The sequence below is a fragment of the Bradyrhizobium sp. USDA 4541 genome, assembly GCF_024171085.1.
GTDB lineage: Bacteria > Pseudomonadota > Alphaproteobacteria > Rhizobiales > Xanthobacteraceae > Bradyrhizobium > Bradyrhizobium australafricanum.
The window spans coordinates 6890238-6916534 of sequence record NZ_JALJZF010000001.1 but is presented as its reverse complement, the minus strand read 5'-3'; the positions used below and the strand labels follow the sequence as shown (position 1 = coordinate 6916534).

The window sequence follows — 26297 nt, the reverse complement described above, 5'->3', positions numbered from 1 at the left end:
GAGCTAAGGAAAAGCGTAAACGGGGAGTTAAATTAACTTTTGCGCGGGGGTCCCGCTGTTGTGCGATGGCGGGCGCACACGCGCACGCCGGGTCTGACAATTCCATGTTGTCATGGCCGGGCTTGTCCCGGCCATCCACGTCTTGCTTTTCGTGGATCCAAAGACGTGGATGCCCGGGACAAGCCCGGGCATGACGAAATGGTGGGAAGTGTTACCGCTGCAGCCGCGCCAGCAGGCTCGACGTGTCCCAACGCTTGCCGCCCATCTTCTCGACCTCGGCATAGAACTGGTCGACCAGCGCGGTGGCGGGCAGGGTGGCGCCGTTGCGGCGGGCCTCCGCCAGCGCAATCGAGAGGTCCTTGCGCATCCACTCGACCGCGAAGCCGAAATCGTACTTGCCCTCGTTCATGGTCTTGTAGCGGTTCTCCATCTGCCAGGACTGCGCCGCGCCCTTGGAGATGGTCTCGATCACGGCGGCGACGTCGAGGCCGCTCTTCTTGGCAAAGTGGATGCCCTCCGACAGGCCCTGAACCAGACCGGCGATGCAGATCTGGTTGACCATCTTGGTGAGCTGGCCGGCGCCCGCCGGCCCGAGCAATTTGCACATCCGCGCGTAAGCGCCGGTGATGATCGGCTCGGCGCCCGCATAGGCGTCTTCGCTGCCGCCGCACATCACAGTCAGCACGCCGTTCTCGGCGCCGGCCTGGCCGCCCGACACCGGCGCGTCGACGAATTTGAAGCCGGCCTTGGTCGCGGCGGCATCGAGCTCGCGGGCGACCTCGGCGGAGGCGGTGGTGTGATCGACGAAGGTCGCGCCCTTCCTGATCCCGGCGAAGGCGCCGTCGGGGCCGATCGTGACCGCGCGCAGGTCGTTGTCGTTGCCGACGCAGCACATCACGAAATCCTGGCCTTCGGCGGCGGCCTTCGGGGTCGGCGCCGTCTTGCCGCCGAACTTGTCGGCCCATTCCTTCGCCTTCGCCGCGGTCCGGTTGTACACGGTGACCTCATGGCCGCCTTTTTTCACGAGGTGTCCCGCCATCGGGAAACCCATCACGCCGAGACCGAGGAAAGCGACTTTAGCCATATCTGTTACCTTGTGATTTGCCGTGGTGATCGCCCCTTGAGACCGCCGGAAAACGTCGCGGCGGGCAGGGCATTCCGTCCATGGAAGGAGCCGCACCATACCCCCTGTGCAGCGGAGGGCAACGGCCTTGGTGGGATGGCAGAAGGCGGTTTTGTGCTAGGATTGGGCCACCAACGAACTTCACAAAAAAGGGAGTGTATCGCATGGGCATGAGCGTCGGTGTGCTCGATCATTTCAATATCCGGACCCGGAATCTCTCCGCCACGGTGCGGTTCTATGAGGACATCCTGGGCCTGGAAAAGGGCGCGCGGCCGAACTTCGCGTTCCCCGGTGCGTGGATGTACAGCGAGGGCAAGGCGGTCGTGCATCTGGTCGATATTTCGGCGACCGACGAGGCACAAAAGCCTGACTCGGGCGTCGTCCATCACGTCGCCTTTGCCAGCCAGGGCTTCGATGGGATGCGGCAGCGGCTTCAGTCCAAGGGCATGGAATTCGACTCGCGCCAGGTTCCCGGCGGCGATCTCTGGCAGATCTTCGTCAACGACCCCAACGGGGTCATGATCGAGCTGAACTACGAGGCCGCCAAGGAAGGCGGCTCCGCCGCGCCGGCCGAGCGGCGGAACGACGTCGGAGCGAGGTAGCCTTTTGCGCTGCAACGCTCTATGGGTCGGTCTCTTGAACTTTCCAGGAGATGCGCGGTGAGCGTGACGCAGCAACAGGTCCTCGATTGCCTTGCCAAGGTGATGTCGCCACGCGGCACAGCCTTGACCAACGCCAATGTGCTGTCGGCGATCACGGTCACCGACGGCAAGGTGTTCTTCTCGATCAATGTCGACGCCGCGGAGGCCCGCGCCTGGGAGAGCGTGCGTGCGCAGGCCGAGAATGCCGTGCGCGCCATTCCCGGCGTCAGCGTCGCGATGATCGCGCTGACCGCCGAGCGCAAGGCGGGCGCTGCGGCACCGGCGCCGCGGCCGGCCGGCGGCGTCCCGCCGGCGTCCGCCCATCGCCATCCGCATCCGCCCGGCGGGCAATCGCCGATGGCCCGGCAGGCCGAGATCCCCGGCATCTCCGCCGTCATCGCCGTCGCCTCCGGCAAGGGCGGCGTCGGCAAGTCGACCACGGCGCTCAACCTCGCGCTCGGCCTGCGCGACCTCGGCCTGCGCGTCGGGCTGCTCGACGCCGACATCTACGGCCCGTCGGTGCCGCGGCTGACCGGCATCCGCGAGAAGCCGCAGCTCAATGACGACAAGAAGATGGTCCCGCTGCAGCGCTTCGGCCTGTCGATCATGTCGATCGGCTTCCTGGTCGAGGAGGACACCGCGATGATCTGGCGCGGGCCGATGGTGATGTCGGCGATCACCCAGATGCTGCGCGACGTCGCCTGGGGCACGCTCGACGTGCTCGTGGTCGACATGCCGCCCGGCACCGGCGATGCCCAGCTCACGCTGGCGCAGAACGTTCCGCTCAAGGGCGCCGTCATCGTCTCGACCCCGCAGGACCTCTCGCTGATCGACGCCCGGCGCGGGCTTGCGATGTTCAAGAAGGTCAGCGTGCCGGTGCTCGGCATCGTCGAGAACATGAGCTATTTCCAGTGCCCGCATTGCGGCACCCGCTCGGATATCTTCGGCCATGGCGGCGCCCGCCACGAAGCCGAGAAGCTGGGGGTGCCGTTCCTCGGCGAGATTCCCCTGCACATCGCGATCCGCACCGCCTCCGATGCCGGCAACCCGGTGGTCGAGAGCGAACCGGACGGCCCGCACGCGGCGATCTACCGCGCGATCGGCGGCAAGGTCCGTGAGCAGCTGCAAGGCGTCATCGCGGCTGCCTGAGCCTGCGCTGCTGGGCCGATTGGTCGCGAAGCGTCGGGAGCCCGGCGGGCTTTCTTCACAGGCCCGTGGCGTTTGGACGATTGCTGAATCGGTTCCGGCCTGTATGTTTATGCAGGAGTGGCCGAATCGTACCACCCTTCGATCAGCGGAAGGCGGCCACGGGTGAAACCAAACTGCGGGAAGGGGCCGTGAGGCGACCATCGACATGGCAGCATCACGCGAAGCAAACAAACAGCACCGCAAACATCTGACGCGGGAGAAGCGCGCAGAGGCCTCCCGGCTGGCATTCAACATGGCCAAGAAATCCGACTCGATCGGCGAGGCCGCCGAGGTGATCGCCAAGACGTATGGTGTCAGCAAGACAACCGCGCAAAGCTGGATCCGGCGCGGGCGGTATTTGGCTGATCAAGCCAAGAAGGCGCGGGCGACGACGCGGCGCTGATAGCTCCGGTAACCCGACGGTTGAGAGCGGGCCGGACGGTCCGCACGCGGCGATTTACCGCGCGGTCGGCGGCAGCTCCGCGGCCACCTGCCAGGCGTCATCGTCGCTGCCTGAAGGCGCATTTTCCGGCTGATTTCCAGCCTCATCAGACTTTCGTTTAATTGGCGCGGTCATGCCATTGTCGCGTTTCCGTGACGCCGCCTTCCGTGTTAAAGGGCCGACCCAGAGCGCCTCGGCAAGCCTTTCACGCGGCTGCCGGAGAACTGCTTGCGGTCACTGGGAAACGCCCCTGAAGGAGAAGTCTTACGATGAAGCGTCGTGATTTTTTGAAAGTTTCTGCGGCCGGTGCTGCCGCGACGGCGGTTGCCGCGCCGGCGATCGCGCAGTCCTCGCCTGAAATCAAGTGGCGCCTGACCTCGAGCTTCCCGAAGTCGCTGGACACCATCTATGGCGGTGCCGTCGAGCTGTCGAAGTACGTCGCCGAAATGACCGACAACAAGTTCCAGATCCAGGTGTTCGCGGCGGGCGAAGTCGTCCCCGGCCTGCAGGCGCTGGACGCGACCTCCAACGGCACGGTCGAGATGTCGCACACCGTCGCCTACTACTATGTCGGCAAGGACCCGACCTTCGCGATCTACGCGTCGGTGCCGTTCGGTCTCAATGCCCGCATGCAGAACTCCTGGTGGTATCAGGGCGGTGGCCAGGAGCTCGGCAACGAGTTCTTCAAGAAGTTCGGCGTGATCGGTTTCCCGACCGGCAACACCGGCACCCAGATGGGCGGCTGGTTCCGCAAGGAGATCAAGACCGTCGCCGACATGTCGGGCCTGAAGATGCGCATCGGCGGCATTGCCGGCCAGGTGCTGCAGAAGGTCGGCGTGGTGCCGCAGCAGCTCGCCGGCGGCGACATCTATCCGGCGCTCGAAAAGGGCACCATCGACGCGGCCGAGTGGGTCGGTCCCTATGACGACGAGAAACTCGGCTTCCAGAAGGTCGCCAAGTACTACTACTATCCGGGCTTCTGGGAAGGCGGTCCGACCGTGCACTCCTTCGTCAACCTGGAGAAGTGGAACGCGCTGCCGAAGAACTACCAGGCGATCCTGGCCAACGGCGCCGCCAACGCCAACAGCTGGATGGCCGCGCGCTACGACATGCAGAACCCCTCCGCGCTGAAGCGGCTGGTTGCCGGCGGCACGCAGCTGCGTCCGTTCACCAACGAGGTGCTCGAGGCCTGCCTCAAGGCGACCAACGAGCTGTGGGGTGAAATCTCGGCCAAGAATGCCGACTTCAAGAAATCGATCGAGGCCATGCAGGCGTACCGCTCCGACCAGTATCTGTGGTGGCAGGTCGCCGAATACACCTTCGACAGCTTCATGATCCGCTCGCGCACCCGCGGCTGATCGGCGTCTAGCCTTTTGGACGAGCGTTCGCGCGACGCGAACGCATTGCCCGGCCTCCGCAAGGAGGCCGGGTTTTTTGCGTCTGGCATTCGTGAAGGGGATGCTCCATGCTCGCATCCGAAGCCTCGGCACGAAGGCGGCGTGTGATCGGTCACCGGTCATGACGGCAAAAAGAAAAGCGGCGCGACGATCGAAAGCAGTCGACGCTCGGACAACACAATCGAACAGGGCAGGATTCAAATGAAGCGAAGAGATTTCATCAAGGTCACGGGTCTGGGCGTCGCCGGCGCCGCCACGGTCGCAGCTCCCGCGATCGCGCAGTCGATGCCGGAGCTCAAGTGGCGCTTGACGACGAGCTGGCCGAAGTCGCTCGACACGCTGCACGGCGGCGCCGAGCTGATGGCGAAGGCGGTCGGTGAAGCCACCGACAACAAATTCCAGATCCAGACCTTTGCCGCGGGCGAGATCGTGCCGGGCCTGCAGGTGCTCGACGCCGTGCAGAACGGCACCGTCGAGATGGGGCACACCGCGCCCTATTATTATTTCGGCAAGGACCCGACCTTCACCTTCGGCTCGGCGGTGCCGTTCGGGCCCAACATGCGCCTCAACCAGGCCTGGTTCATGCTGGGCGGCGGCAAGGACCTGCTCAACGAGTTCTACAAGAGCTACAACGTCACCTCGCTGCTCGCCGGCAACACCGGCTGCCAGATGGGTGGCTGGTTCCGCAAGGAGATCAACAGCGTCGACGATCTCAAGGGCCTCAAATTCCGCATCGGCGGCTTTGCCGGCAAGGTGATGCAGAAGCTCGGCGCGGTGCCGCAGCAGCTCGCCGGCGGCGACATCTATCCGGCGCTCGAGAAGGGCACCATCGATGCGGCCGAGTGGGTTGGTCCCTACGACGACGAGAAGCTCGGCTTCTACAAGGTCGCGCCGAACTATTACTTCCCCGGCTGGTGGGAAGGCGGCCCCATGCTGGTGGCGATGATCAATCTCGACAAGTGGAACGCGCTGCCGAAGCATTATCAGTTCGTGCTCGAGCAGGCCGGCCATCTCGCCAACAACTGGATGATGGCGCGCTACGACCAGGCCAATCCGATCGCACTGAAGAAGCTGCTCGCGGTCGGCACCAAGCTGCGTCCGTTCCCGCCTGCGGTGATGGAAGCTTCCTTCAAGGCCGCCAAGGAGCTGCATGCCGAGGTTTCCGCGACCAACGCCAACTTCAAGAAGGTCTATGACTCGCTGACCTCGTTCTCCAACAACGGCTATCAATGGTTCCAGGTCGCCGAGGTCGGCTACGACAATTTCATGGCGCGCCATTCGCAGGCGTGATTGCTGCGAGCTGGACAGGAAATCAGCCTCGGAGCGAAAGCGCCGGGGCTTTTTCCATGCCGCGATCGCGGCCCGGCGCGACGCGGCTTGCGAAGACGCATGACCGCCGGTCGCTGGCCGTGGCGGCAGCTGCCAGTTCTCGATCTCCGGGCGCGAACGCGCAATCCGTTATGTTATCATGGCTAGCTGACGTCAGCCTTACACGGGCGCAATCACAGGCGCCTGGCGTAGATTTTGATTGCAGCGGGGAGGCGGTATCTGTTTTTCAGGGCAGTAACACGAGCTGGAGCAACATGCGCTTGTGTCGCCATCGAGACGTCACCTTCGCATGCGTCTTGTTTTGACGACAGCAAGCAGAAGATCGATTGAATGAAGTCAGGATTGCTGCGATGCGCCTTCTGATCGTCGAGGACAATGTCGAGCTCTCGCGGCTGCTCGCCAGCGGGCTGATGGCGGCGGGATATGAGTCCGATGTCGTCAACAGCGTTGCCGAGGCGCGCGATGCGCTGCGCAGCGTCAGTTATGCCGCCATGATCCTCGATCTCGGTCTGCCCGACGGCGATGGCTTGTCGGTGTTGTCGGAGCTTCGCCGCAAGACCGATCCGCTGCCGGTCCTGGTGCTGACCGCGCGGGGCGGCCTGCAGGATCGGGTCAGCGGCCTGCGCAGCGGCGCGGACGACTATCTGGCGAAGCCGTTCGCGCTGGAGGAGCTGGTGGCGCGGCTCGAAGCCATCCTGCGCCGGCCCGGCCAGCTGCTCGGCTCCTCGCTGAAGCTCGCCAATCTGGTCTACGACACCGAGAGCAAGCAGGTGTTCGTCGACGGCGCTCCGCACGTGTTCTCGGCGCGCGAGACGTCGGTGCTGGAGATCCTGTTGCGACGGCAGGGGCGGGTGGTGCCGAAGAAGAATGTCGAGGACCACATCTTCGGCCTGTCCGGCGAGGTCGCCTCGAACGCGGTCGAGGTCTACGTGTCGCGGCTGCGCAAGCTGCTCACCGAGCACCGCGCCAGGGTCATCATTCATACCATTCGGGGCGTCGGTTATCTGATGGCGGAGGAGAAGTAGGCGTGTTCCGCTTCAAGTCGCTGACGTCGCGGATCGTGTTCCTGCACATCGTGGCGGTCGCGGTCGCGGCGATCTTCCTGCCGCTGCTGCTGCTGTGGCTGTTGAATTCGGAGATCAATCAGCTGCATCGCGAAGCGATGCGCGACCAGGCCGCCGATCTCGGCCAGAACCTCTCGGTCGATGCCGCGGGCAAGGTGCAACTCAACCTGCCGGACAGCCTGAAGGGACTCTATTCCGACGCCTATGGCCGCTACCGCTACGACATCTACGATGCCGACGGTCACCTGCTGTTTTCGTCGCATCGCGAGGCGCCGCGACTGCCGGCGTCCGCCAACCGGATTTCCGGTGCCAGCGTCACCAAGCTGCTCGGCGGCCAGACGCTGCGCATCCTGGTCGCCGAGGACCTGTCGCATCGCGACGTCATCATCGACGACATCGTCTCCAATTTCTTTCGGCGGGTCGGCTGGATCACCATCCCGATCCTTCTGATCCTGCTTGCCACCGACATCCTGATCTTCCGCCGCGCGGTGACACCGCTGTTGCGGGCCTCGGAGGAGGCGAGAAGCATCGGGCCGGCAAGGACCGATATCCGCCTCCCGACGGAGGGGATTCCAAGCGAGATCCTGCCGCTGGTGACCGCCGTCAACCAGGCGTTCGATCGCCTTGAGGAAGGCTTTCACGTGCAGCGCCAGTTCACGGCCGATGCCGCGCATCAGCTGCGCACGCCGCTTGCGATCCTCAGGACCCGAATCGAAACGCTCGATGCGGCCAAGGGGACCAGGGAGCTGCATGCCGACATCGAGAGCATGAGCCGCATCGTCAGCCAGCTGCTCGAGATCGCCGAGCTCGACACGCTGGTGCTGGATCCCGGCGAGACCGCGGATTTGCGCGCGGTGTGCGCCGAGGTGGTCGGCTCGATCGCGCCCTACGCGCTGGCGCAGCGGAAAGATATCGCGTTGCGCGGCACCGACAGTCCGGTGCAGGTCAGGGGCAATGCGGAGATGCTGCAGCGGGCCATCTTCAATCTGGCGGAGAACGCCATCAAGTACACCGCCGAGAGGACTTCGGTCGATGTCGAGGTGCACGACAACGGTTCGGTGCAGGTGCGCGACTGCGGGCCGGGAATTGCGCCCGCCGAGCAGGGCCTGATCTTCCAGCGCTTCTGGCGCAGCGATCGCCAGCGCACCGACGGCGCGGGGCTCGGGCTCTCGATCGTGCGCGGCGTCGTCGACGATCACGATGCGACGGTGAGGGTGGAGAACCTGCCGTCCGGCGGCGCCCAGTTCACGCTGCGCTTCCGCCTCGCCAAGGCGGAGCCGGCGGCGTCCTGAGCCGGCCCGCGAACGCGCCGCGGCCTTGCCGGTCTACTTCACCTTGCCGTCGGACAGATCCATGATCATGCGCGTGGTCAAATAGAGGCGCGGCACGATGCTGTTGATCTGCACGTATTCCACATCGTTGGAGTGCGCGCCGAAGCCCGACAGGCCCATGCCTTCCACCACGGCGCCCTTGGTCTTGAGGGCGGCAAATGCCGCGTCGGTGCCGCCGCCGGTGGCCCGCTCGGCCACGTTCAGCGCCATGCCGAGTTCCTGATAAATCGTCTTGCCGTGGCCGGCCACGCGGCGCGAGGCGTCGCTGGCTTCGAGCGGGGGGCGGCGCACCTCGAACTTCACGTCCACCCCGGAGTCCGGCAGCAGGCGGTTCTTGATCCTGTCCTGCAGGGCTTTCTCGAGCTCGTCGAAATCCGCCATTTTGAGCGCGCGCGCATCGGCCTGGGCGGTGGCTTCGGCGGGGATCACGTTGCGGTTGGTGCCGGACTTGGACACCGTCCAGTTCAGCTTCAGGCCCTGCTCCGGCTTGGACAGGTCCTTCATCTGCAGCACCTGGTGTGACAGCTCATAGAGCGCATTCACGCCGCCTTCGGGCCTGGCGCCGGCATGCGACGACTTGCCGTGCACCGTGAGGTAGGCCGAGCCGATGCCGCTGGTGGCGAGGCGCAGCGTGCCGTCGGTGCCGCCGCCCTCGAACGAGAACACGGCATCCTGTTCCGCGGCGAGGCGGGTGATGGTGCTGCGCCAGCCGGGCGAAGAGATCTCCTCGTCGCCATTGATCAGCACGGTGAGCTTGCCGTAATTTTTGAAGTTCAGCTTCTGCAGCAACGCCACGGCGTGGAGGATGGTGGCGACGCCCTGCTTGTCATCGGCAATGCCGAGCCCATAGGCCTTGTCGCCATCGATGCGGAAGGGTTGGTCCTTCAGCATGCCCTTGAGATACACCGTATCCATGTGCGCGATCAGCATGATCTTCGCGCTGCCCGTGCCCTTGAAGACGGCCTGCACGGCGGGACCGATCTTCTCCGGCGTGTCGTCGAGGCGGTAGATATCGGTGGTCTGCAGGATATCGACCGTGCCGCCGAGCTGCTTGAGCTGGCCGGCGATTCGCTCGGCGAGCTGGTTCAGGCCCTCGATGTCCTTGCTGCCGGATTCGATCTGCACGAGGTCGCGCAGGGTGTCGAGCAGCGGCTGCTGTTCCTGTTGCGCCAGCGCGCGAATGTCGGCTGCATGCGCTGCGGGCGCGGCAAGCGCCAGACCAAGCGACAGCATCAGCGGGCGAATGAGCGAGCGGGCGGGATGCAATTGGGGCATGGCGGCGATCTGTGAGTTGGAGGACGATCCGTATCCCCGTCTTCACAGGCCTCGCCGGTGCCGTCAACAGCGGCGTGCCTCGCGCCCGCGAGCGTTTTCGAGCGAAGTGGACGCCGGTTCGCGTGAAGAAAACGCGACAAAACGAGAATCCAGGGCTTCGGTTCTGATTTAATCAGAACCGAAATGCTCTGGGCACGCCGAATGCGCTGATGCCGGGCTACTGTTTCGGCTGTCCGAAGTCGAGCGGCGGCAGGTCGATCTGCGGCACCTCGATCTTGACCTTGTTGAGGTCGACATCGAGCGGCTTGTCGAGCAGTCCGGTGACGACGACCGGGAACGCGATCACCAGCGCCACCATGATCGCCTGCAAGCCGATCCACGGCATTGCGCCCCAGTAGATGTCCGAGCTCTTCACTTCCTTGGGCGCCACGCCGCGCAGATAGAACAGCGCGAAGCCGAATGGCGGATGCAGGAACGAGGTCTGCATGTTGACGCAGAGCATCACGCCGAACCAGATCAGCGCGGCGTCGGGGCCGACCACCGGCGCCAGCACCTTCTGCGCGATCGGCGCGACCATCGGCAGGATGATGAAGGCGATCTCGAAGAAGTCGAGGAAGAACGCCAGGAAGAAGATGAACAGGTTGATGAAGATCAGGAAGCCCCAGACGCCGCCGGGCAGCGAGGTCAGATGGTGCTCCAGCCAGGTGCCGCCGGATACGCCGAGGAACACGACCGAGAAGCAGGTCGAGCCGATCAGGATGAAGGTGACCATGCAGGTGATCCGCATGGTGGTCTCGTAGCCCTGCTTGATCAGGTCGCGCAGGTCCGGGATCTTGACGGCCTCGAGGCAGATCCAGACCACCGCGGCGTAGGTGATCGCGAAGGCGAGCTTGAAGAGCAGGTTCTCGCTGTAGAGCATCGCGATGATGGTGCCGATGCCGCCGGCGATCACACCGACCATCAGCACCTTGTTGCCGGTGGCGCTGAAATCCTTGTGGTGGATGGCGGCGAGCACGATGGCGCCGACCGCGCCCATGGCGCCGGCTTCCGTCGGGGTCGCAAGGCCCATCATCATGGTGCCGAGCACGACGAAGATCAGTACCGCCGAGGGGATGATGCCGAGCAGGCACTTCTTCCACAGCGCCCACCCGGTCAGCGTGCGCGCCTCGATCGGCACCGCCGGCACATGGCTCGGCTTGAAGATGCCGAGCAGGAAGGTGTAGCCGGCGAACAGCAGGATCTGGAACACCGATGGGCCCCAGGCGCCGAGATACATGTCGCCGACCGACTTGCCGAGCTGGTCGGCGAGCACGATCAGGACGAGAGAGGGAGGGACAAGTTGCGTGATGGTGCCGGAGGCGGCGAGCACGCCGGTGATGTAGCGGATGTTGTAGCCGTAGCGGATCATCACCGGCATCGAGATCAGCGCCATCGCGATCACCTGCGCTGCCACCGTGCCGGTGATGGCGCCGAGGATGAAGCCGACGATGATCACGGAATAGCCGAGGCCGCCGCGGATCGGGCCGAACAGCTGGCCCATCGAATCCAGCATGTCCTCGGCGAGCCCGCATCTCTCCAATATCGCGCCCATGAAGGTGAAGAAAGGGATCGCCAGCAGCAGCTCGTTGGACAGCACGCTGCCGAAGATGCGGCCCGGGATCGCCTGCAGGAAGTTGAGGTCGAAGAAGCCGAGATAGATCGAGAGGAACCCGAACGACAGGCCGACCGCGGCGAGCGTGAACGCCACCGGATAACCGATCAGCATCGCTACGATCAGGCCGCCGAACATCAGTGGCGGCATCATCTCCAGCGTGATCATTGAGTCGGCCTCTCATACTTCGCGTCGATGGTCACGTAGCCCTGCAGCGCGGCGATCCGCTTGATCACCTCTGAGACGCCTTGCAGCGCAAGCATCACGAAGCCGGACGGGATAACGAACTTGATCGGCCAGCGCAGCAGGCCGCCGGCGTTGCCGCTCATCTCGCCGACTGCATAGGCCTGGTAGAAGAACGGCCATGACAGATAGGCGAGCAGGAGGCAGGCCGGGATCAGGAAGAACAGCGTTCCGATCAGGTCGAGCCAGAGCTGGCCGCGTTCGGACAGCATCAGATACATGATCTCGACGCGGACATGCTCGTTGCGCTTGAAGGTGTAGGAGGCGCCGAACATCACGAGGATCGCGAACATGTACCACTGCGCCTCGAGCCAGCCGTTCGACGAGTAGCTGAACGCGTAGCGGATCATGGCGTTGCCGGCGCTGACCAGGCACGAGATCAGCACCAGCAGGTTGCAGATGTAGCCGATCTTCTCGTTGAGTTGGTCGATGGCCTGACTTAATGCCAACAATGGGCGCATCACGATCTCCACGGTCGCGCCATCCGCGCGCCGAATATCTCTTCAAGCATCATCTGGCCGCCGCGCGCATGCGCACGGAGCCACGGCTCACTTTCAGGAGCAGTTGCAAACGTTCGTCCTCCCCCGAAATCCGCTTCAGCCGTTCTTGGCTGCCGGGAATCGTCGGCAGGAGCCGACGGAGGGCAGCGGCCTATGCTGGCCAGACTAGCGTGAAAGCTGATTCACCAAATCAGCGCCATGGAACGCCGTCAATCGGAAAATGGACAAATTGACGCCGCGGCAAACTGTTGTCCCGCCTTGGTAATCGGGGGACAGGCCGCGCGTCGGAAGGGAGCTTGAAGACTAGCCGCCGGTCACGCTCATGTGGCGGCTGACGCTCGGACGGTTGTGGCGGCGGTCGATGATGAAATCGTGCCCCTTCGGCTTCAGTCCGATGGCCCGGTCGATGGCCGCCGCCAGCAAATCGTTGTCGGCGGAGGCACGCAGCGGCCGGCGCAGGTCGGAGGCGTCCTCGTGGCCGAGGCAGGTGTGCAGCGTGCCGGTGCAGGTGATCCGCACCCGGTTGCAGGATTCGCAGAAATTATGGGTCATCGGCGTGATGAAGCCGAGCTTGCCGCCGGTCTCGGCGACCCGGGCGTAGCGGGCGGGGCCGCCGGTGTCGTCGGACAGATCGGTCAGCGTGTAGTGCTTCTCGAGCCGCGCGCGCATCAAGGACAGCGGCACGTACTGATCGATCCGGCCTTCGCCGATGTCGCCCATCGGCATCACCTCGATCAAGGTGAGGCCCATGCCCTTGCCGTGCGCCCATTCCATCAGCGCCGGAATCTCGTCCTCGTTCATGTTCTTCAGCGCGACCGCGTTGATCTTGACCGCGAGCCCCGCCGACCGCGCCGCCTCGATGCCCGACAGCACCTTGTCGATGTCGCCCCAGCGGGTGACGGCCCGGAATTTTACGGGGTCGAGGGTGTCGAGCGAGACGTTGACGCGGCGCACGCCGCAATCGGCCAGCTCCTGGGCGAAGCGCGCCAGCTGCGAACCGTTGGTGGTCAGCGTCAATTCGTCGAGTGCGCCCGTGGTCAGATGCCGCGACAGCGAGCGCACCAGGCCCATCACGTTGCGGCGGACCAGCGGCTCGCCGCCGGTGAGGCGAATCTTGCGCACGCCCTTGGCGACGAACGCCGAGCAGAGCCGGTCGAGCTCTTCCAGCGTCAAGAGATCGGCCTTCGGCAGGAAGGTCATGTCTTCCGACATGCAGTAGAAGCAGCGCAGGTCGCAGCGGTCGGTGACGGAGACGCGCAAATAACGGATGGTCCGGCCGAACGGATCGGTCATCGGACGAAACAGCGTGTCGGAATGTGCTTGCGTGGATCCGTTCATTCAGTTCGGGCCTTGCAATCTGTTTCCTGCCTGCCGCGCCGTGATCGGCTCCGGCATCCGCAATCTATGCATGTTGGCGCGTTGTCACAATGCGTCCCAAGGGATGATCGTATGGATGATCCGCAACATGCAAAGCGATAGGCGAGGCAGATCGCGCGATGTAGGATCGCAATCGCGGATGTGTCTCGACCAAATACAAAAACCGGCTTTGGGCCGGGCTCTTGTGCAGTGCAAATGCGGTTCGGCCGCCCGCGCTAGCGCGACGGCGCGGCGGCCGGCGCCGGCGCAGCCGCGCTCGGGGCGGGGAACGCGGAGTCCGGAGCGGCGGCAGGCGCCGCAGCGGCAGCCGGTTTCGGCTTCTTCTTCCGTATCGGCTTCTTCGCCGCGCGCGGCGGCGGTCCGGCCGGCTGCAACTCGGCGAACACCGGACTGGGATCCAGCGTCGTGGTGGCCGGCGTGGTGAAGTCGCCGGGAACGCGGGTCACGGTGACCGGAACGGTCGCCGGCTGGAACTTCGGCATGTTGAAGGTGACGGAGAAGTTGGTCTCCGGCGCCGGGATCGACACGGTGCAGGGCGTCTTGCAGCCCGGTCCGAGCGAGGTCACGGCGTCGGCGCCCGGCGGGTTTGAATCCAGCTGAACCGGCATCGGCGGCGGCGCCGACTTGAACGAATCCAATGAGAAGGAGGAGCAGCCGGCCAGGCTCAGCCCGGCGGCCGCAATCACGATGATACGACGCATGATCCACACTCTACTGCGGCAATCAGCCACAATCCCCGGAGCGGACCATAGGTGCGTCGGAACAGAGGCGCAACAGCGGGGGGCCTGCTCGTTAAAGGATGGTTAATGGCGGAATCGCATGGCTAAATATTGCCAAGCGATATCAGTGTGTTGCGGAAAGTTTATGCCGCGCTCAGGCTGGCGACGGCGTCCGGCAGATCGCGCATATGGCTGATCAGCCGGTCCGGCTTCAGCTCGGTCATCGGAACGTCGGTATAGCCAAAATCGACGCCGATCACCGGGACCTGGGCGCGCCTTGCGACCCCGACATCGGGGCCAGCATCGCCGACCATGATGGCGCCGGGCAGCCGGCCGCCGGCGCGGGCCACCGTCTCGCGCAGGAACGTCGGATCGGGTTTTGCGATGCCGAAGGTATCGGCGCCGCAGATCGCGGCGAAGCGCTTGGTCAGGCCGAGCCGGTCGAGCAGCAGCTTCGACAGCCATTCCAGCTTGTTGGTGCACACCGCAAAGCGATGGCCCTTTGCTTCGAGCCGGTCGAGCGCGGCCTCGAGCCCGTCGAACGGTCGCGAGCCGTCGGCGATATGCTCGGCATAATAGTCGACGAAATCCGCGGTCAAGCGGTCGAGGTCACCGACGCTGACCGCGCGTCCTTCCACCTCGAGCCCGCGTTCGAGCAGCTTGCGGGCGCCGGCGCCGATCATGCTGCGCGCGGCCGCCAGCGGCACCGGCCGCAGGCCCTCGCGGTCGAGCACATGGTTCAGCGCGCCGATCAGATCGGGCGCGGTGTCGACCAGCGTGCCGTCGAGATCGAATACGACGATGGGGGGAGAGGCGGCGGACATGATGCTTTTGGCTATCGGGCCGGGCGCTGCGATGCAAGAGTAGATGTGGGCACGTCATGAGATAGGGGAGGCTGAGATGCGGGAACTTGCCGGAAAAGCCGCTTTCGTCACCGGCGCGGCCAGCGGAATCGGACTGGCGATGGCAACCGCCTTTGCTCGCGAGGGCATGAAGGTGATGCTCGCCGACATTGAAGCCGGTCCGCTGGACAAGGCCGTCGATGCGCTGCGCGCCGGCGGCGCGGATGCTCATGGCGTGGTCTGCGACGTTGCCGATCCCCTAAGCGTCGATCGCGCGGCGGAGGCGTCGTTCCGCGCCTTCGGCAAGGTCCATGTCGTCTGCAACAATGCCGGCGTCGCGGCCGGCGGCGGCATTGACCCGATCTCGGTCGACGACTGGCGCTGGGTGATCGACGTCAATCTGATGGGCGTCGTGCACGGCATCAGGAGCTTCCTGCCGCACATCCGCGGGCACGGCGAGGGTGGCCATATCGTCAATACGGCTTCGATGGCCGGGATGAATGCCGGGCTTGGCTTGAGCCCGTATTCGGCGACCAAGTTCGCCGTCGTCAGCCTGTCCGAAGGGCTCGCCATGCAGCTCAGGCCGCTCGGGATCGGCGTCAGCGTGCTCTGTCCGAGCTTTGTGCGGACCCGGATCGGCGAGAGCGGGCGCAACCGCCCGGAGCAGTACGGCCCGACCCGTCAGCTCGATCCGGCAAGCCCGATGGCCGCTGTCGTCGCCGAGATCGCGCGACGCCTGGAGGCCGGTCTCGATCCGGCGTCGGTTGCAGGACATGTGCTGGCCGCGATCCGCGACGACCAGTTCTACATTTTCACCCACCCCGGGATGCGGGCCGAGGTCGAACAGCGCTTTTCGGCGATTTTGGCCGCGATGGACGCCGTTTCGGCCTAAAGACTGGTCCGCTTGCCGCTATTCCTGCCTGCAAAACGACGCTAGATATGCGCCCGCCGGGCCACCCGATGGCGGCCCGTAACGGACCAACCGAGGGGCTATCGGCACGTGGACATGGACGCACTGAAACGCCAGGCGGCGGCGCGCGCGCTCGAAGAGGTGCGCGACGGCATGAAGCTCGGGCTCGGCACCGGATCGACCGCGAAGCATTTCGTCGAGCTGCTCGGCGAGAAGGTCCGGTCGGGCATGAAGGTGATCGGCGTGCCGACCTCGGAAGCGACCCGCGCGGATGCGATCCGCTGCGGCATTCCGCTGACCACGCTGGACGAGATCGACCATCTCGACCTCACCATCGACGGCGCCGACGAGATCGATCCGGCGCTCAACCTGATCAAGGGCGGCGGCGGGGCGCTGCTGCGCGAGAAGATCGTCGCGGCCGCCAGTGATCGCATGATCGTGATCGCCGACGACAGCAAATGGGTCGACGTGCTCGGCCGCTTTCCGTTGCCGGTCGAGGTGATCCCGTTCGGGCTCGCCGCGACCCAGGCCGCGATGGCGCGGGCGTTTTCAGAGGCCGGCGTATCCGGCGAAATGCTGGTCCGTCAGGGCAAGGACGGTCACGTTTTTGTCACCGATGGCGGCCACTGGATCGTCGATGCCCATCTCGGCCGGATCGGCGATCCGCCGCGTCTTGCCGGTTTGCTCAGCGTGATTCCGGGCGTGGTCGAACACGGCCTGTTCATCGGGCTTGGCAGCGTCGCCGTGCTGGCCGGCGTGCAGGGAATTCGGGTTGTTGAACGGCCATGAGGCCGCAAGCAAGGAGACTTGGAATGAATCGTTTTTCGGGACTTTTGTCGGCTGCGGCGCTGGCGGCTGGACTGGCGCTCGCACCGGCGATGGCGCAGCAGCCGCAGCTGCCTCCCATGCCCCAGGTCAAGCAGTCGACCCCCGCGGCGATTGGGTACGCCAAGGAAATCCTTCAGATGAAGAACGTGCAGGTGATGTATGCCGGCGCCGTTCCTGGAATCATCGAGAAGACCAAGACCGGTCTGCTCCAGCAATACCTCAACTACCAGAAGGACCTCAACGAGGTCGCGCTCGTCATCGCCAAGAACCTGGGTGGCAGTGAGAAGGAAATCGGCGAAGGCATGGCGCAGCTCTACGCCGCCGAGTTCACCGAGCAGGAGCTGAAGGATCTCGTGATCTTCTACAAGACGCCGCTCGGTCAGAAGCTTCTGACCTCTGAGCCCAAGGCAATCAACGATTCGCTGCAATATATGCAGCAGTGGGCGCAGCAGTTTGGCGTGATCGTCAACGCCCAGTTCAAGGCCGAGATGAAGAAGCGCGGCAAGGATATCTAAACGACGCCTCAGCATGACGGGCGTCAAGTTGAGTGCGCCGCACTAATCTACGTCATTGCGAGCGAAGCGAAGCAATCCATTGTCCCACAAGCGGAGAGATGGATTGCTTCGTCGCTATCGCTCCTCGCAATGACGGCGGTGAAAGACTAGATGCCCTCAAGCTGAGGGAAAGCAGTTGATCAAGCCGAATTCCGGCGATTAGAGCTGAGATTTACCATGGCCGAGTTTGACGTCGACCTGTTTGTCATCGGTGGTGGTTCGGGCGGCGTTCGTGCCGCCCGCATCGCCGCGGGTTACGGTGCGAAGGTCATGGTCGCCGAAGAGTACCGGATGGGCGGCACCTGCGTGATCCGCGGCTGCGTGCCGAAGAAGCTGTTCGTGATCGGCAGCCACGTCCACGACGAGATCGAGGACGCGGCCGGCTTCGGCTGGAGCATCGGGCAGGTCTCGTTCGACTGGGCCACTCTCGTCGCCAACAAGGACAAGGAGATCGCCCGGCTCGAGGGCGCCTACACCACCAACGTCGAGAAGTCGGGCGCACGGATCGCGAAGACCCGCGCGGTGCTTGAGGATGCCCACACCATCAGACTCGCCACCGGCGAGAAGGTGACGGCGAAGTACATCCTGATCGCGACCGGCGGCGCGCCCAATCACGGGCCGATCGTGCCCGGCATCGAGCACGTGATCTCCTCCAACGAGGCGTTTCACCTCAAGGAGCTGCCGAAGCGGATCGTGATCCAGGGCGGCGGCTACATCGCGCTGGAATTCGCCGGCATCTTCGCCGGCTTCGGCTCCGACGTCACGGTAATCTATCGCGGCGACAACATCCTGCGCGGCTTCGACGAGGACGTGCGCAAGCATGTCCGCGCCGAGATGGAGAAGCGCGGCATCACCATCATCACCGGCTGCACGGTGGCGAAGGTCGACAAGCACGGCCGTGACTTCACCACGCACCTGTCGAGCGGCTCGAGCATCGCCTCCGACCAGGTGATGTTCGCGATCGGCCGGCATCCCAATGTCGCCAATCTCGGGCTTGAGACCGCCGGCGTCGCCATCAATCCCGCCAATGGCGGCATCCAGGTCGACGGCTGGTCGAAGACCTCGGTCGACAACATCTATGCGGTCGGCGACGTCACCCACCGCACCAATCTGACCCCGGTTGCGATCCGCGAGGGCCATGCCTTCGCCGACACGGTGTTCGGCAAGCGCCCGGTCGAGGTCGACCACGCCACGATCCCGACCGCGGTGTTCTCGCAGCCGGAGGTCGGCACCGTTGGTCTGACGGAAGAGGAGGCGCGGGCGCAGTTCAGCCACGTCGACATCTACAAGACCGATTTCCGCCCGATCAAGGCGACGATGTCCGGCCGCGACACCCGCGTGCTGATGAAGCTCGTGGTCGACGGCGCGAGCGACCGCGTGCTCGGCTGCCACATCGTCGGCGATGGCGCCGCCGAAATCACCCAGGCCGTCGCGATCGCCGTCAAGATGAAGGCGACCAAGGCCGATTTCGACGCCACCATCGCGCTGCATCCGACCGCTTCCGAAGAGCTGGTGACGATGCGGACGCCCACCGCGCGCCACGTGCGCCAGGCGGCGGAGTAGCGGTAGCCCGCAGGCCGGCGCTGCCGTCCTGGTGTTCTCCTGGCGATGGGGAACGGGGAATGAGCCCTGCCTGACAGCCCAACGCCGCCCGCTTAAAATACATGCGGACGGCGCTGTCTCTAGCCCCAGGAAGGTTGGCAAAATCCTGATGAGTTTTTGTCTGCGGAAGCGGGGCAAAGGTTTCATACCTCGGAAGGGGTAGCGCGCCTCCGCAAGACCGGCGCCGACGGCCGCGCTTCGTGCCCGGGAATTAGGGCACCCTTGTTGACATGCACATCCACCCGGGACTTTTCCTCAGGGCCGCTTCGCGCGCTCAAATCGAACGCGGTTTCCGGCGAATGGTCTGCGCAACGGCGCTTGTGCACAGGCGATGCGCCATCGGCGCGCGGCCGTCTCGCGCACCCTGGAACCTTGCGCTATGCTGTCCGTTCCACTCTCAAACAGTTTGATGTCTCAAATTGAGGGAGCCGCGCATGAGAGGCCCAACCGAGCAGGAGATCCGGACCCGCGCCTACGAATTATGGAAGGACGCCGGCGAGCCGCCGGGCAAGATGGATCAGCTCTGGTATCAGGCCGAAAAGGAACTGCTGGCGCGGCGGGCCACCAACGGCGAAGCGCCTTGCGACATCAACGGGCACAATGGGCCGAGTACATATCCGGAGAGGCTGAGGGGCGTGCATTGAGTGCGTCGCGCGGCTGAGCTAACGAGTCCGGCAGGCTGGCCCGGACCCGGAGGCATCATGAGCGGCGCGATCGATCTTTCGCAGAAACTGTCGACATTCAGCGATCACTGGTCGCCGTGCACCGTGGCGCAATTCAATGCCTGCGACGTCATGGTGGTAAAGGTGCAGGGCGAATTCGTCTGGCACAAGCACGACGACACCGACGATTTCTTCCTCGTGCTGAAAGGCATCCTCGACATCGAGCTGCGCGACCGCACCGTGACGCTAACGCCCGGCCAGATGTACATCGTGCCGAAAGGCGTCGAGCATCGCCCCGTCGCGCGGGAAGAGGTGCATCTGCTGCTGATCGAGCCGACCGGGACACCGAACACGGGCGATGCTGCGACGGCGGCGCCGCGGAAGGTGGTGTGAGGCTGGCAGGATGGGTGGAGCGAAGCGATACCCATCATCTTGACCGCGAATCCGAGTTGAAGAGCAAAGCTCGCGCGATTCATGTCGCGAGAATGCGAAATTATGACTCACCAGCAGCGCAATAAATGCGGCGTCGTCCCTGCTTTCGCATTGCGAAAGCAGGGACGACGACGGAGAGTGCCGCGTCTATCCCTCCGCCTCAATCCACTCCGCGGCACCGCGCCACAGCGCGTCGCGGTGGTCGCTGCGGAAGAAGCCGAGATGGCCGATCGCTTTTGCGCCGGCGTCGGCGGGACGGATCGAGATGATCTCCGGCGTGATCGACGTGAAGGCGGAGCACAGCAATTCGACCGCCGGCCGCGTTGCCCAGGTGTCGTCGGTCATGACAAGCGCGCGGAGCTTGCCCTTGAACTTCGGAAAATTCTCGCGCGCTGTCAGCGTGGCATCATCGAGCAGATAGCGCTCCCGCATCACCCAGCTCCGCCATTGCTCGAACGCGCCCCTCGGCAGGTCCATGCCGAGGCCGGCCCAAGCGGGGAGGTAACCGAGCGTGCGCGCCAGCGGCAGGCCGACGCCGGTCATGAAGGCGACGACGCGGTAGCGCTCGGGCGAGGCCATCAGCTTCCAATAGGCAGCCTGCGATGCGATCAGGAGCGCGCGCGGGATCTCGGCATTGTTGGCAAGCAGCCCGAGCGCCTGGCCGCCGAAGGAGTGGCCGACATAGGCGAAGGGGAGGCTGCGATAGCGCTCGCGCATCCAGCTCACCGCCGCGGTGGCGTCGAGCGCAGCCCAGTCCGCCATCGTGGCCTTGAAGCCGGCCAGTGATTTCGGCTTGTTGAGGCCGGTCGCCGCCATCGGCCGGCTACCGCCGGTGCCGCGGTAGTCGTAGGTCAGTACCGCGGCGCCGCGGCGGGCGAGGTAGCCGGCGAAGCCGCGATAGACCTTGCGGGGCACGGCAGTCGCCGAATTGATCAGCACGGCCTGACGCCGCGTGCCGCGCGGCAGGAACAGCGTCGCGGCGAGCGGATAGCCGTCCGCGGCCGGCACGACGATGTCGTCGCTAAAAACGTCGTCCAGCGCGGCGGAGGCCACGGCGATTTCCCCGGCATTCATGCTATGCTCTACCAAATGCGAATTCGGATTTCCCTGCAAGGGCTTGACCAGATTGCAGGAATCCTTCTAGCGGGAAAGCGGAGCCCTGTGTATAAGCCGGGCTTTCGTCATGCCGTGATTAAGTTGCGGTTTTTGCTCAGGAGTTGACCTCATGTCCGAGCGGTGGACACCCGATAGCTGGCGCGCCAAGAAGGTGCTGCAGGTGCCCGATTATCCCGATGCCAAGGCATTGGCCGATGTCGAGGCCCAGCTGGCGACTTTTCCGCCGCTGGTGTTCGCGGGCGAGGCGCGCAGCCTGAAGAAGGCGCTGGGGCGGGTCGCCGCCGGCGAGGCCTTCCTGCTGCAGGGCGGCGACTGCGCCGAGAGCTTTGCCGAGCACGGCGCCAACAACATCCGCGACTTCTTCCGCGTCCTGTTGCAGATGGCGGTCGTGCTGACCTATGCCGGCGCGCTGCCGGTGGTGAAGGTCGGCCGGATCGCCGGCCAGTTCGCCAAGCCGCGCTCGTCGCCGACCGAGAAGCAGGGCGACGTCGAGCTGCCGAGCTATCGCGGCGACATCGTCAACGACATCGCCTTCACCCCGGAAGCGCGCATTCCCGATCCGCAGCGCCAGCTGATGGCTTATCGGCAATCCGCCGCGACGCTGAACCTGCTGCGCGCGTTCGCCACCGGTGGTTTCGCCAATCTCGGCAGCGTGCATCAGTGGATGCTCGGCTTCCTGAAGGATTCGCCGCAATCACGCCGCTACAAGGAGCTGGCCGACCGTATCTCGGATGCGCTGAACTTCATGCGCGCCTGCGGCCTCGACCTCGAGAGCCATCCCGAGCTGCGCGCCACCGATTTCTACACCAGCCACGAGGCGCTGCTGCTCGGCTACGAGCAGGCGATGACGCGGGTCGATTCCACCACCGGCGACTGGTACGCGACCTCCGGCCACATGATCTGGATCGGCGACCGAACCCGTCAGCTCGATCACGGCCATGTCGAATATTTCCGCGGCATCAAGAACCCGATCGGCCTGAAATGCGGCCCGTCGCTGAAGCCGGACGAACTGTTGAAGCTGATCGACATCCTCAATCCCGACGATGAGCCGGGGCGCCTGACCCTGATCAACCGGTTCGGCGCCGACAAGGTCGGCGACCATCTGCCAGGCCTGATCCGCGCCGTGCAGCGGGAAGGGCGCAAGGTGGTGTGGTCGTGCGATCCGATGCACGGCAACACCATCACCTCGACCTCGGGCTACAAGACGCGGCCGTTCGATCGCGTGCTGTCGGAGGTGAGGTCGTTCTTCCAGATCCACGCTGCCGAAGGCACCCATGCCGGCGGCGTGCACCTGGAGATGACCGGACAGGACGTCACCGAATGCATCGGCGGCGCGCGCGCCATCACCGATGAGGACCTCAACGACCGCTACCACACGGTCTGCGATCCCCGTCTTAATGCCGAACAGTCGATCGACATGGCCTTCCTGATCGCCGAACTCCTGAAGCAGGAGCGCGCCGGCAAGGTCAAGCCGATGCCGGCCGCTGCGGGGTTGTGATTGGGGCTGTGGCTTGGGCAGGCAGTGACTTGGACTTGGGGGCCGTGACTTGCTGAGGTTCTGGCGAGCCACCATCAACTCGCGCAACGGGCTGGCATTCGCCATTCGCTCGGAGCAGGCGATTCGCGAGGAGGTGGTGGCGCTGGCGCTGTCGCTGCCGCTGGCCTGGCTGGTCGGCGCCACCGTGATGCGCCGGGTCGAATTGGTTGCGACCGTGGTGCTGGTGCTCGTCATCGAGCTGCTCAACACCGCGATCGAGAAGCTAGCCGATCGCCTGACCATGGATCACGATCCGCAGATCGGGCGGGTCAAGGACATGGGCTCGGCCGCGGTCGGCGTCGCGCTCGTCATGGCCGGGCTGTTCTGGCTGTTCGCCCTCGCCGAACGCATGGGCGCGTTCTGATTCCCGAGCATGATCCGGAAACGTGGGAACCGGTTTTCCGATCAGATCATGCTCAAAAGAAGCTCCCGCCGGTCATGGCGCGATTTCTGCAATCGCACCATGACTGGAAGATGATTGAAGTTTGCTGTTGTGCAGGACAACTTAAGCGTATGAGCGAACAACAGATCAAGATTACCCTGGCGCAACTCAATCCGACGGTCGGTGACGTCACCGGCAACGCCGCGAGGGCGCGCGCCGCGCGCGAGAAAGCCAAGGCCGACGGCGCCGACCTCGTGGTGCTGTCGGAACTGTTCATCGCCGGCTACCCGCCGGAGGATCTGGTGCTCAAGCCGGCGTTCCAGTCGGCCTGCCGCGCCGCGATCGAGGAACTGGCGCGCGAGACCAGGGATGGTGGCCCAGCGATGCTGATCGGCACGCCGTGGGTCGAGGACGGCAAGCTCTACAATGCCTGCGCGCTGCTCGACGGCGGCCGCATCGCCGCGCTGCGCTTCAAGGCCAATCTGCCGAATTACGGCGTGTTCGACGAGAAGCGGCTGTTCGCGCGCGGCCCGGCGCCGGGCCCGGTGACGGTGCGCGGCGTGCGTATCGGCGTGCCGATCTGCGAGGACATCTGGCTCGAGGAGTCCGAAGAATACGAGAACGTCGTCGAATGTCTCGCCGAGACCGGCGCCGAGATTCTCGTGGTGCCGAACGGCTCGCCCTATGCCCGCGACAAGGCCGACCTCAGGCTGTCGATCGTCGTCGCGCGCGTCACTGAGAGCGGGCTGCCGCTGGTCTATCTCAACGAGGTCGGCGGCCAGGACGAGCTGATCTTCGACGGCGCCTCGTTCGCGCTGAATGCCGATCTTTCCGTCGCGGCGCAGCTTCCGGCGTTCGAGGAGAACATCACGACGCTGACCTGGCGCAAGACCGCCGACGGCTGGCGCTGCAACGGGCCGATCACGGCGCAGCTCGAGGGCGACAAGGCCGATTACGCGGCCTGCGTGCTCGGTCTGCGCGACTATGTCCGCAAGAACGGTTTTCCCGGCGTGCTGCTCGGCGTCTCCGGCGGCATCGACTCGGCGCTGTGCGCGGCGATCGCGGTCGATGCGCTCGGCGCCGACAAGGTGCGCGGCGTGATGCTGCCGTTCCGCTACACCGCGCAGGTGTCGCTCGACGATGCCGCCAAGCTCGCCGCGGCGCTCGGCATCCGCTACGAGATCCTGCCGATCGCCGATGCCGTGAACGGCTTCGAGACGATTCTGGCGCCGGTGTTCAAGGGGCTGGACCGCGACATCACCGAGGAGAATTTGCAGGCGCGCGCCCGCGGCACGCTGTTGATGGCGATCTCCAACAAGACCGGCGCCATGGTGGTGACCACCGGCAACAAGTCGGAGATGTCGGTCGGCTACGCCACGCTGTACGGCGACATGAACGGCGGCTTCAATCCGATCAAGGACATCTACAAGACCGAGGTGTTTCGCCTGTCGAGCCTGCGCAATGGCTGGAAGCCGGACGGCGCGCTCGGGCCGTCAGGCGAGGTGATCCCGGTCAACATCATCATCCGGCCGCCGACCGCCGAGTTGCGCGAGAACCAGACCGACCAGGATTCGCTGCCGCCCTACGACGTGCTGGACGCGATCCTCGAGCGGCTGGTGGAGCGCGAGGAGCCGCTGGCGACCATCATCGAAGCCGGCTTCGACCGCGACGTGGTGGCCCGGGTCGATCGCCTGCTCAACATCGCCGAATACAAGCGGCGGCAGGCGGCGCCGGGGGTGAAGGTGACGCGGAAGAACTTCGGCCGCGACCGCCGCTATCCCATCACCAACCGCTTCCGCGATTTCGGCAAGGCGCTGCCGGCGCCCGACGAGACGCTGGTGGCGCGCACCTCGCGCGCGTCGGCGGAAGCGTTCGAGGGCTGAACTCTTCTTACCGCTTGGGAATGAAGGTCGGGCCGACGGTGCGGATCTGGCCGTCGCTCGCCGGCGCGGCCGGTGCCGCGGCGTCAGCGGCGGCGGGCTGCTGTTGAGCTGCGGCTGCGGGCGCGCCCTTCTTGCCGGCGGCGGCCTTGGTCTGGGCGCGCTGCTGCATCTTCCGCGCGCTCTCCTCGGTGACGATGATGTCACCCTGCTGCTCGGCGGACGCCTTGTCGTCGACCGCCTTCAGCGCCTCGGCCCAGCTCTGGCCGGCCGGCTTGCAGGAGCAGGATGGATTGAACTCGGTGCGGTACTTGAAGGCGTTCGGCAGCGACGAGTAGGACACGCCGCTGATCGAGACCGCCTGGTTGATGTCCTCGCCGGGATTTCGGTAGGTGAACAGGCTGGCATCCGCGGCAGGGCACTGCGCCTTGCAGATCTGCTCGTCGGCGGCGAAGCGCGCCTGCACGGTCGCGAACGAGATCGGGAAATAGGCGCCGTCGCAGGTGCGGACGCAGACGGTGCGGAAGGTCCCGGACTGGGCGCCATACTGCGCATCGGGCGGGGGCAGCGGATTGTTGGGATTGCCGCCGCCACCGCCGCCGAACAGGTTCTCGAGGAAGTTGCCGGGGCCACGCGCGGCCGCGGCATATTGCGGGCCGCAATTATTCTGCGCCAGAGCGGTCAGGACCGAACGGCGCTGGTTCTCGCGGTCGGCGCCGCCGAGCCCGCCCGAGCGCAGCCGCTCGAGATTGGCGGTGATCTGGTCGAGATTGGCGCGCATCTGCTGGATCTGGGTGTTGACCGGACCGCACTGCGCCGAATTGTTGTTGAAGAGCGAGAAGAATCCGGAGCTGTCGCAGCCCATGCGCCGGGCCTGCGCCGTCACGCGATCGAGCTCGCCCTGCTGGCGGGTTGCCGCGTCCTGATAGCGGCGGATCTGCTCGTCCTTGGCCGGGTCGCCGGAGCCGCCGCCGCGGTCGATCGCCGCCAGCTGGCCTTCGAGCCGGCCGCACATCGGATTGGCCTGCGGATTGGGCTGTGGCGCGCCTTGCGGAGCCGGACCGGGCGGGCCGGGCGGCACTTGCGCCAGGGCATGCGTGGCGGGCAGGGACATGCCGGCCAGCACGGCGCAACTCAGAAACCAGCGGGAGAAGCGAGAACGGGAGCTATTGGGCATATCCGGCCATTAAAACGACGCCGCGCGGCGATCAACGCCAAAGCGCGCGGGCAAGGCCGCTGCAATAGCCGTTTCTCGGGGCAGCGTCACGTCGT

General features: G+C 65.2%; 25 protein-coding genes. 16 read left to right on the top strand and 9 right to left on the bottom strand.

What is annotated here, in order from left to right:
• Positions 1-211: 211 nt before the first annotated feature.
• A complete protein-coding gene (locus J2R80_RS33435) occupies positions 212-1084 on the bottom strand; it encodes an NAD(P)-dependent oxidoreductase (RefSeq protein ID WP_076826435.1) in 873 nt (290 codons plus the stop codon).
• A gap of 203 nt (positions 1085-1287) precedes the next feature.
• On the opposite strand from J2R80_RS33435, the gene J2R80_RS33430 reads away from it, so the two are divergent.
• The 7 genes from J2R80_RS33430 (at position 1288) to J2R80_RS33400 (ending at position 8476) form a co-directional block, all read left to right on the top strand.
• Complete coding sequence (locus J2R80_RS33430; protein ID WP_253640097.1) at positions 1288-1725, top strand: VOC family protein; 438 nt, start codon at positions 1288-1290, stop codon at positions 1723-1725.
• A 57-nt stretch (positions 1726-1782) separates the two neighbouring features.
• The gene (locus J2R80_RS33425) at positions 1783-2913 is read left to right on the top strand and encodes an Mrp/NBP35 family ATP-binding protein (RefSeq protein ID WP_057017247.1); all 1131 of its coding nucleotides are present in this window, start codon (positions 1783-1785) and stop codon (positions 2911-2913) included.
• Between the two features lie 205 nt (positions 2914-3118).
• The gene (locus tag J2R80_RS33420) at positions 3119-3355 is read left to right on the top strand and encodes a hypothetical protein (RefSeq protein ID WP_076826437.1); all 237 of its coding nucleotides are present in this window, start codon (positions 3119-3121) and stop codon (positions 3353-3355) included.
• Between the two features lie 308 nt (positions 3356-3663).
• Positions 3664-4752: a TRAP transporter substrate-binding protein gene (locus J2R80_RS33415; protein ID WP_092084399.1), complete on the top strand. Its 1089-nt coding sequence runs from the start codon at positions 3664-3666 to the stop codon at positions 4750-4752.
• Between the two features lie 240 nt (positions 4753-4992).
• Positions 4993-6081 carry a TRAP transporter substrate-binding protein gene (locus J2R80_RS33410; protein ID WP_028334238.1) on the top strand — a complete coding sequence of 363 codons (1089 nt, stop codon included), beginning with the start codon at positions 4993-4995 and terminating at the stop codon, positions 6079-6081.
• A 389-nt stretch (positions 6082-6470) separates the two neighbouring features.
• On the top strand, positions 6471-7145 hold the full coding sequence (locus J2R80_RS33405) for a response regulator transcription factor (RefSeq protein WP_028344544.1): 675 nt from the start codon (positions 6471-6473) through the stop codon (positions 7143-7145).
• Positions 7146-7147: 2 nt separating this feature from the next.
• Positions 7148-8476, top strand: coding sequence for a HAMP domain-containing sensor histidine kinase (locus J2R80_RS33400; protein ID WP_141343149.1), 1329 nt, complete (start codon positions 7148-7150; stop codon positions 8474-8476).
• 33 nt (positions 8477-8509) lie between these two features.
• Here J2R80_RS33400 and J2R80_RS33395 read toward each other — a convergent pair whose 3' ends face one another.
• From J2R80_RS33395 to J2R80_RS33370, 6 genes are all read right to left on the bottom strand, one after another.
• A complete protein-coding gene (locus J2R80_RS33395; RefSeq protein WP_253640096.1) occupies positions 8510-9790 on the bottom strand; it encodes a M20/M25/M40 family metallo-hydrolase in 1281 nt (426 codons plus the stop codon).
• Between the two features lie 217 nt (positions 9791-10007).
• Positions 10008-11609, bottom strand: coding sequence for a TRAP transporter large permease subunit (locus tag J2R80_RS33390; protein ID WP_057017254.1), 1602 nt, complete (start codon positions 11607-11609; stop codon positions 10008-10010).
• The gene (locus tag J2R80_RS33385; RefSeq protein WP_028334243.1) at positions 11606-12145 is read right to left on the bottom strand and encodes a TRAP transporter small permease subunit; all 540 of its coding nucleotides are present in this window, start codon (positions 12143-12145) and stop codon (positions 11606-11608) included. The genes J2R80_RS33390 and J2R80_RS33385 overlap by 4 nt, the downstream gene beginning before the upstream one ends.
• A gap of 342 nt (positions 12146-12487) precedes the next feature.
• A complete protein-coding gene (gene moaA / locus J2R80_RS33380; protein ID WP_076826445.1) occupies positions 12488-13522 on the bottom strand; it encodes a GTP 3',8-cyclase MoaA in 1035 nt (344 codons plus the stop codon).
• A 254-nt stretch (positions 13523-13776) separates the two neighbouring features.
• Positions 13777-14262: a PEGA domain-containing protein gene (locus tag J2R80_RS33375; protein WP_076826447.1), complete on the bottom strand. Its 486-nt coding sequence runs from the start codon at positions 14260-14262 to the stop codon at positions 13777-13779.
• A 161-nt stretch (positions 14263-14423) separates the two neighbouring features.
• A complete protein-coding gene (locus J2R80_RS33370; protein WP_076826449.1) occupies positions 14424-15104 on the bottom strand; it encodes an HAD hydrolase-like protein in 681 nt (226 codons plus the stop codon).
• Between the two features lie 76 nt (positions 15105-15180).
• On the opposite strand from J2R80_RS33370, the gene J2R80_RS33365 reads away from it, so the two are divergent.
• The 6 genes from J2R80_RS33365 to J2R80_RS33340 all read left to right on the top strand — a co-directional run bounded on the left by J2R80_RS33365 (position 15181) and on the right by J2R80_RS33340 (position 20071).
• A complete protein-coding gene (locus tag J2R80_RS33365) occupies positions 15181-16014 on the top strand; it encodes an SDR family NAD(P)-dependent oxidoreductase (RefSeq protein WP_057017258.1) in 834 nt (277 codons plus the stop codon).
• Between the two features lie 108 nt (positions 16015-16122).
• Positions 16123-16821: a ribose-5-phosphate isomerase RpiA gene (rpiA, locus tag J2R80_RS33360; protein WP_141340543.1), complete on the top strand. Its 699-nt coding sequence runs from the start codon at positions 16123-16125 to the stop codon at positions 16819-16821.
• Positions 16822-16844: 23 nt separating this feature from the next.
• Entirely contained in the window at positions 16845-17375 is a 531-nt protein-coding gene (locus J2R80_RS33355) for a DUF2059 domain-containing protein (RefSeq protein ID WP_057017260.1), read from the top strand.
• Positions 17376-17591: 216 nt separating this feature from the next.
• Positions 17592-18977 carry a glutathione-disulfide reductase gene (gene gor, locus J2R80_RS33350; RefSeq protein WP_057017261.1) on the top strand — a complete coding sequence of 462 codons (1386 nt, stop codon included), beginning with the start codon at positions 17592-17594 and terminating at the stop codon, positions 18975-18977.
• 473 nt (positions 18978-19450) lie between these two features.
• Positions 19451-19660, top strand: a complete 210-nt coding sequence (locus J2R80_RS33345) for a DUF2934 domain-containing protein (protein WP_057017262.1) — start codon at positions 19451-19453, stop codon at positions 19658-19660.
• A 57-nt stretch (positions 19661-19717) separates the two neighbouring features.
• Positions 19718-20071 carry a cupin domain-containing protein gene (locus J2R80_RS33340; protein ID WP_076826452.1) on the top strand — a complete coding sequence of 118 codons (354 nt, stop codon included), beginning with the start codon at positions 19718-19720 and terminating at the stop codon, positions 20069-20071.
• Between the two features lie 186 nt (positions 20072-20257).
• Here J2R80_RS33340 and J2R80_RS33335 read toward each other — a convergent pair whose 3' ends face one another.
• Positions 20258-21184, bottom strand: a complete 927-nt coding sequence (locus tag J2R80_RS33335) for an alpha/beta fold hydrolase (RefSeq protein ID WP_076826454.1) — start codon at positions 21182-21184, stop codon at positions 20258-20260.
• Between the two features lie 151 nt (positions 21185-21335).
• Here J2R80_RS33335 and J2R80_RS33330 point away from each other — a divergent pair, with 151 nt between their 5' ends.
• From J2R80_RS33330 to J2R80_RS33320, 3 genes are all read left to right on the top strand, one after another.
• The gene (locus J2R80_RS33330; protein ID WP_028334252.1) at positions 21336-22724 is read left to right on the top strand and encodes a class II 3-deoxy-7-phosphoheptulonate synthase; all 1389 of its coding nucleotides are present in this window, start codon (positions 21336-21338) and stop codon (positions 22722-22724) included.
• Positions 22725-22773: 49 nt separating this feature from the next.
• Positions 22774-23127: a diacylglycerol kinase gene (locus J2R80_RS33325; RefSeq protein WP_028334253.1), complete on the top strand. Its 354-nt coding sequence runs from the start codon at positions 22774-22776 to the stop codon at positions 23125-23127.
• 149 nt (positions 23128-23276) lie between these two features.
• Positions 23277-25028, top strand: coding sequence for an NAD+ synthase (locus J2R80_RS33320; protein WP_057017264.1), 1752 nt, complete (start codon positions 23277-23279; stop codon positions 25026-25028).
• A gap of 7 nt (positions 25029-25035) precedes the next feature.
• Here the strand turns inward: J2R80_RS33320 and J2R80_RS33315 are convergent, their stop codons facing one another.
• Positions 25036-26202 carry a DUF2865 domain-containing protein gene (locus tag J2R80_RS33315; RefSeq protein WP_076826456.1) on the bottom strand — a complete coding sequence of 389 codons (1167 nt, stop codon included), beginning with the start codon at positions 26200-26202 and terminating at the stop codon, positions 25036-25038.
• Between the last annotated feature and the right edge of the window lie 95 nt (positions 26203-26297).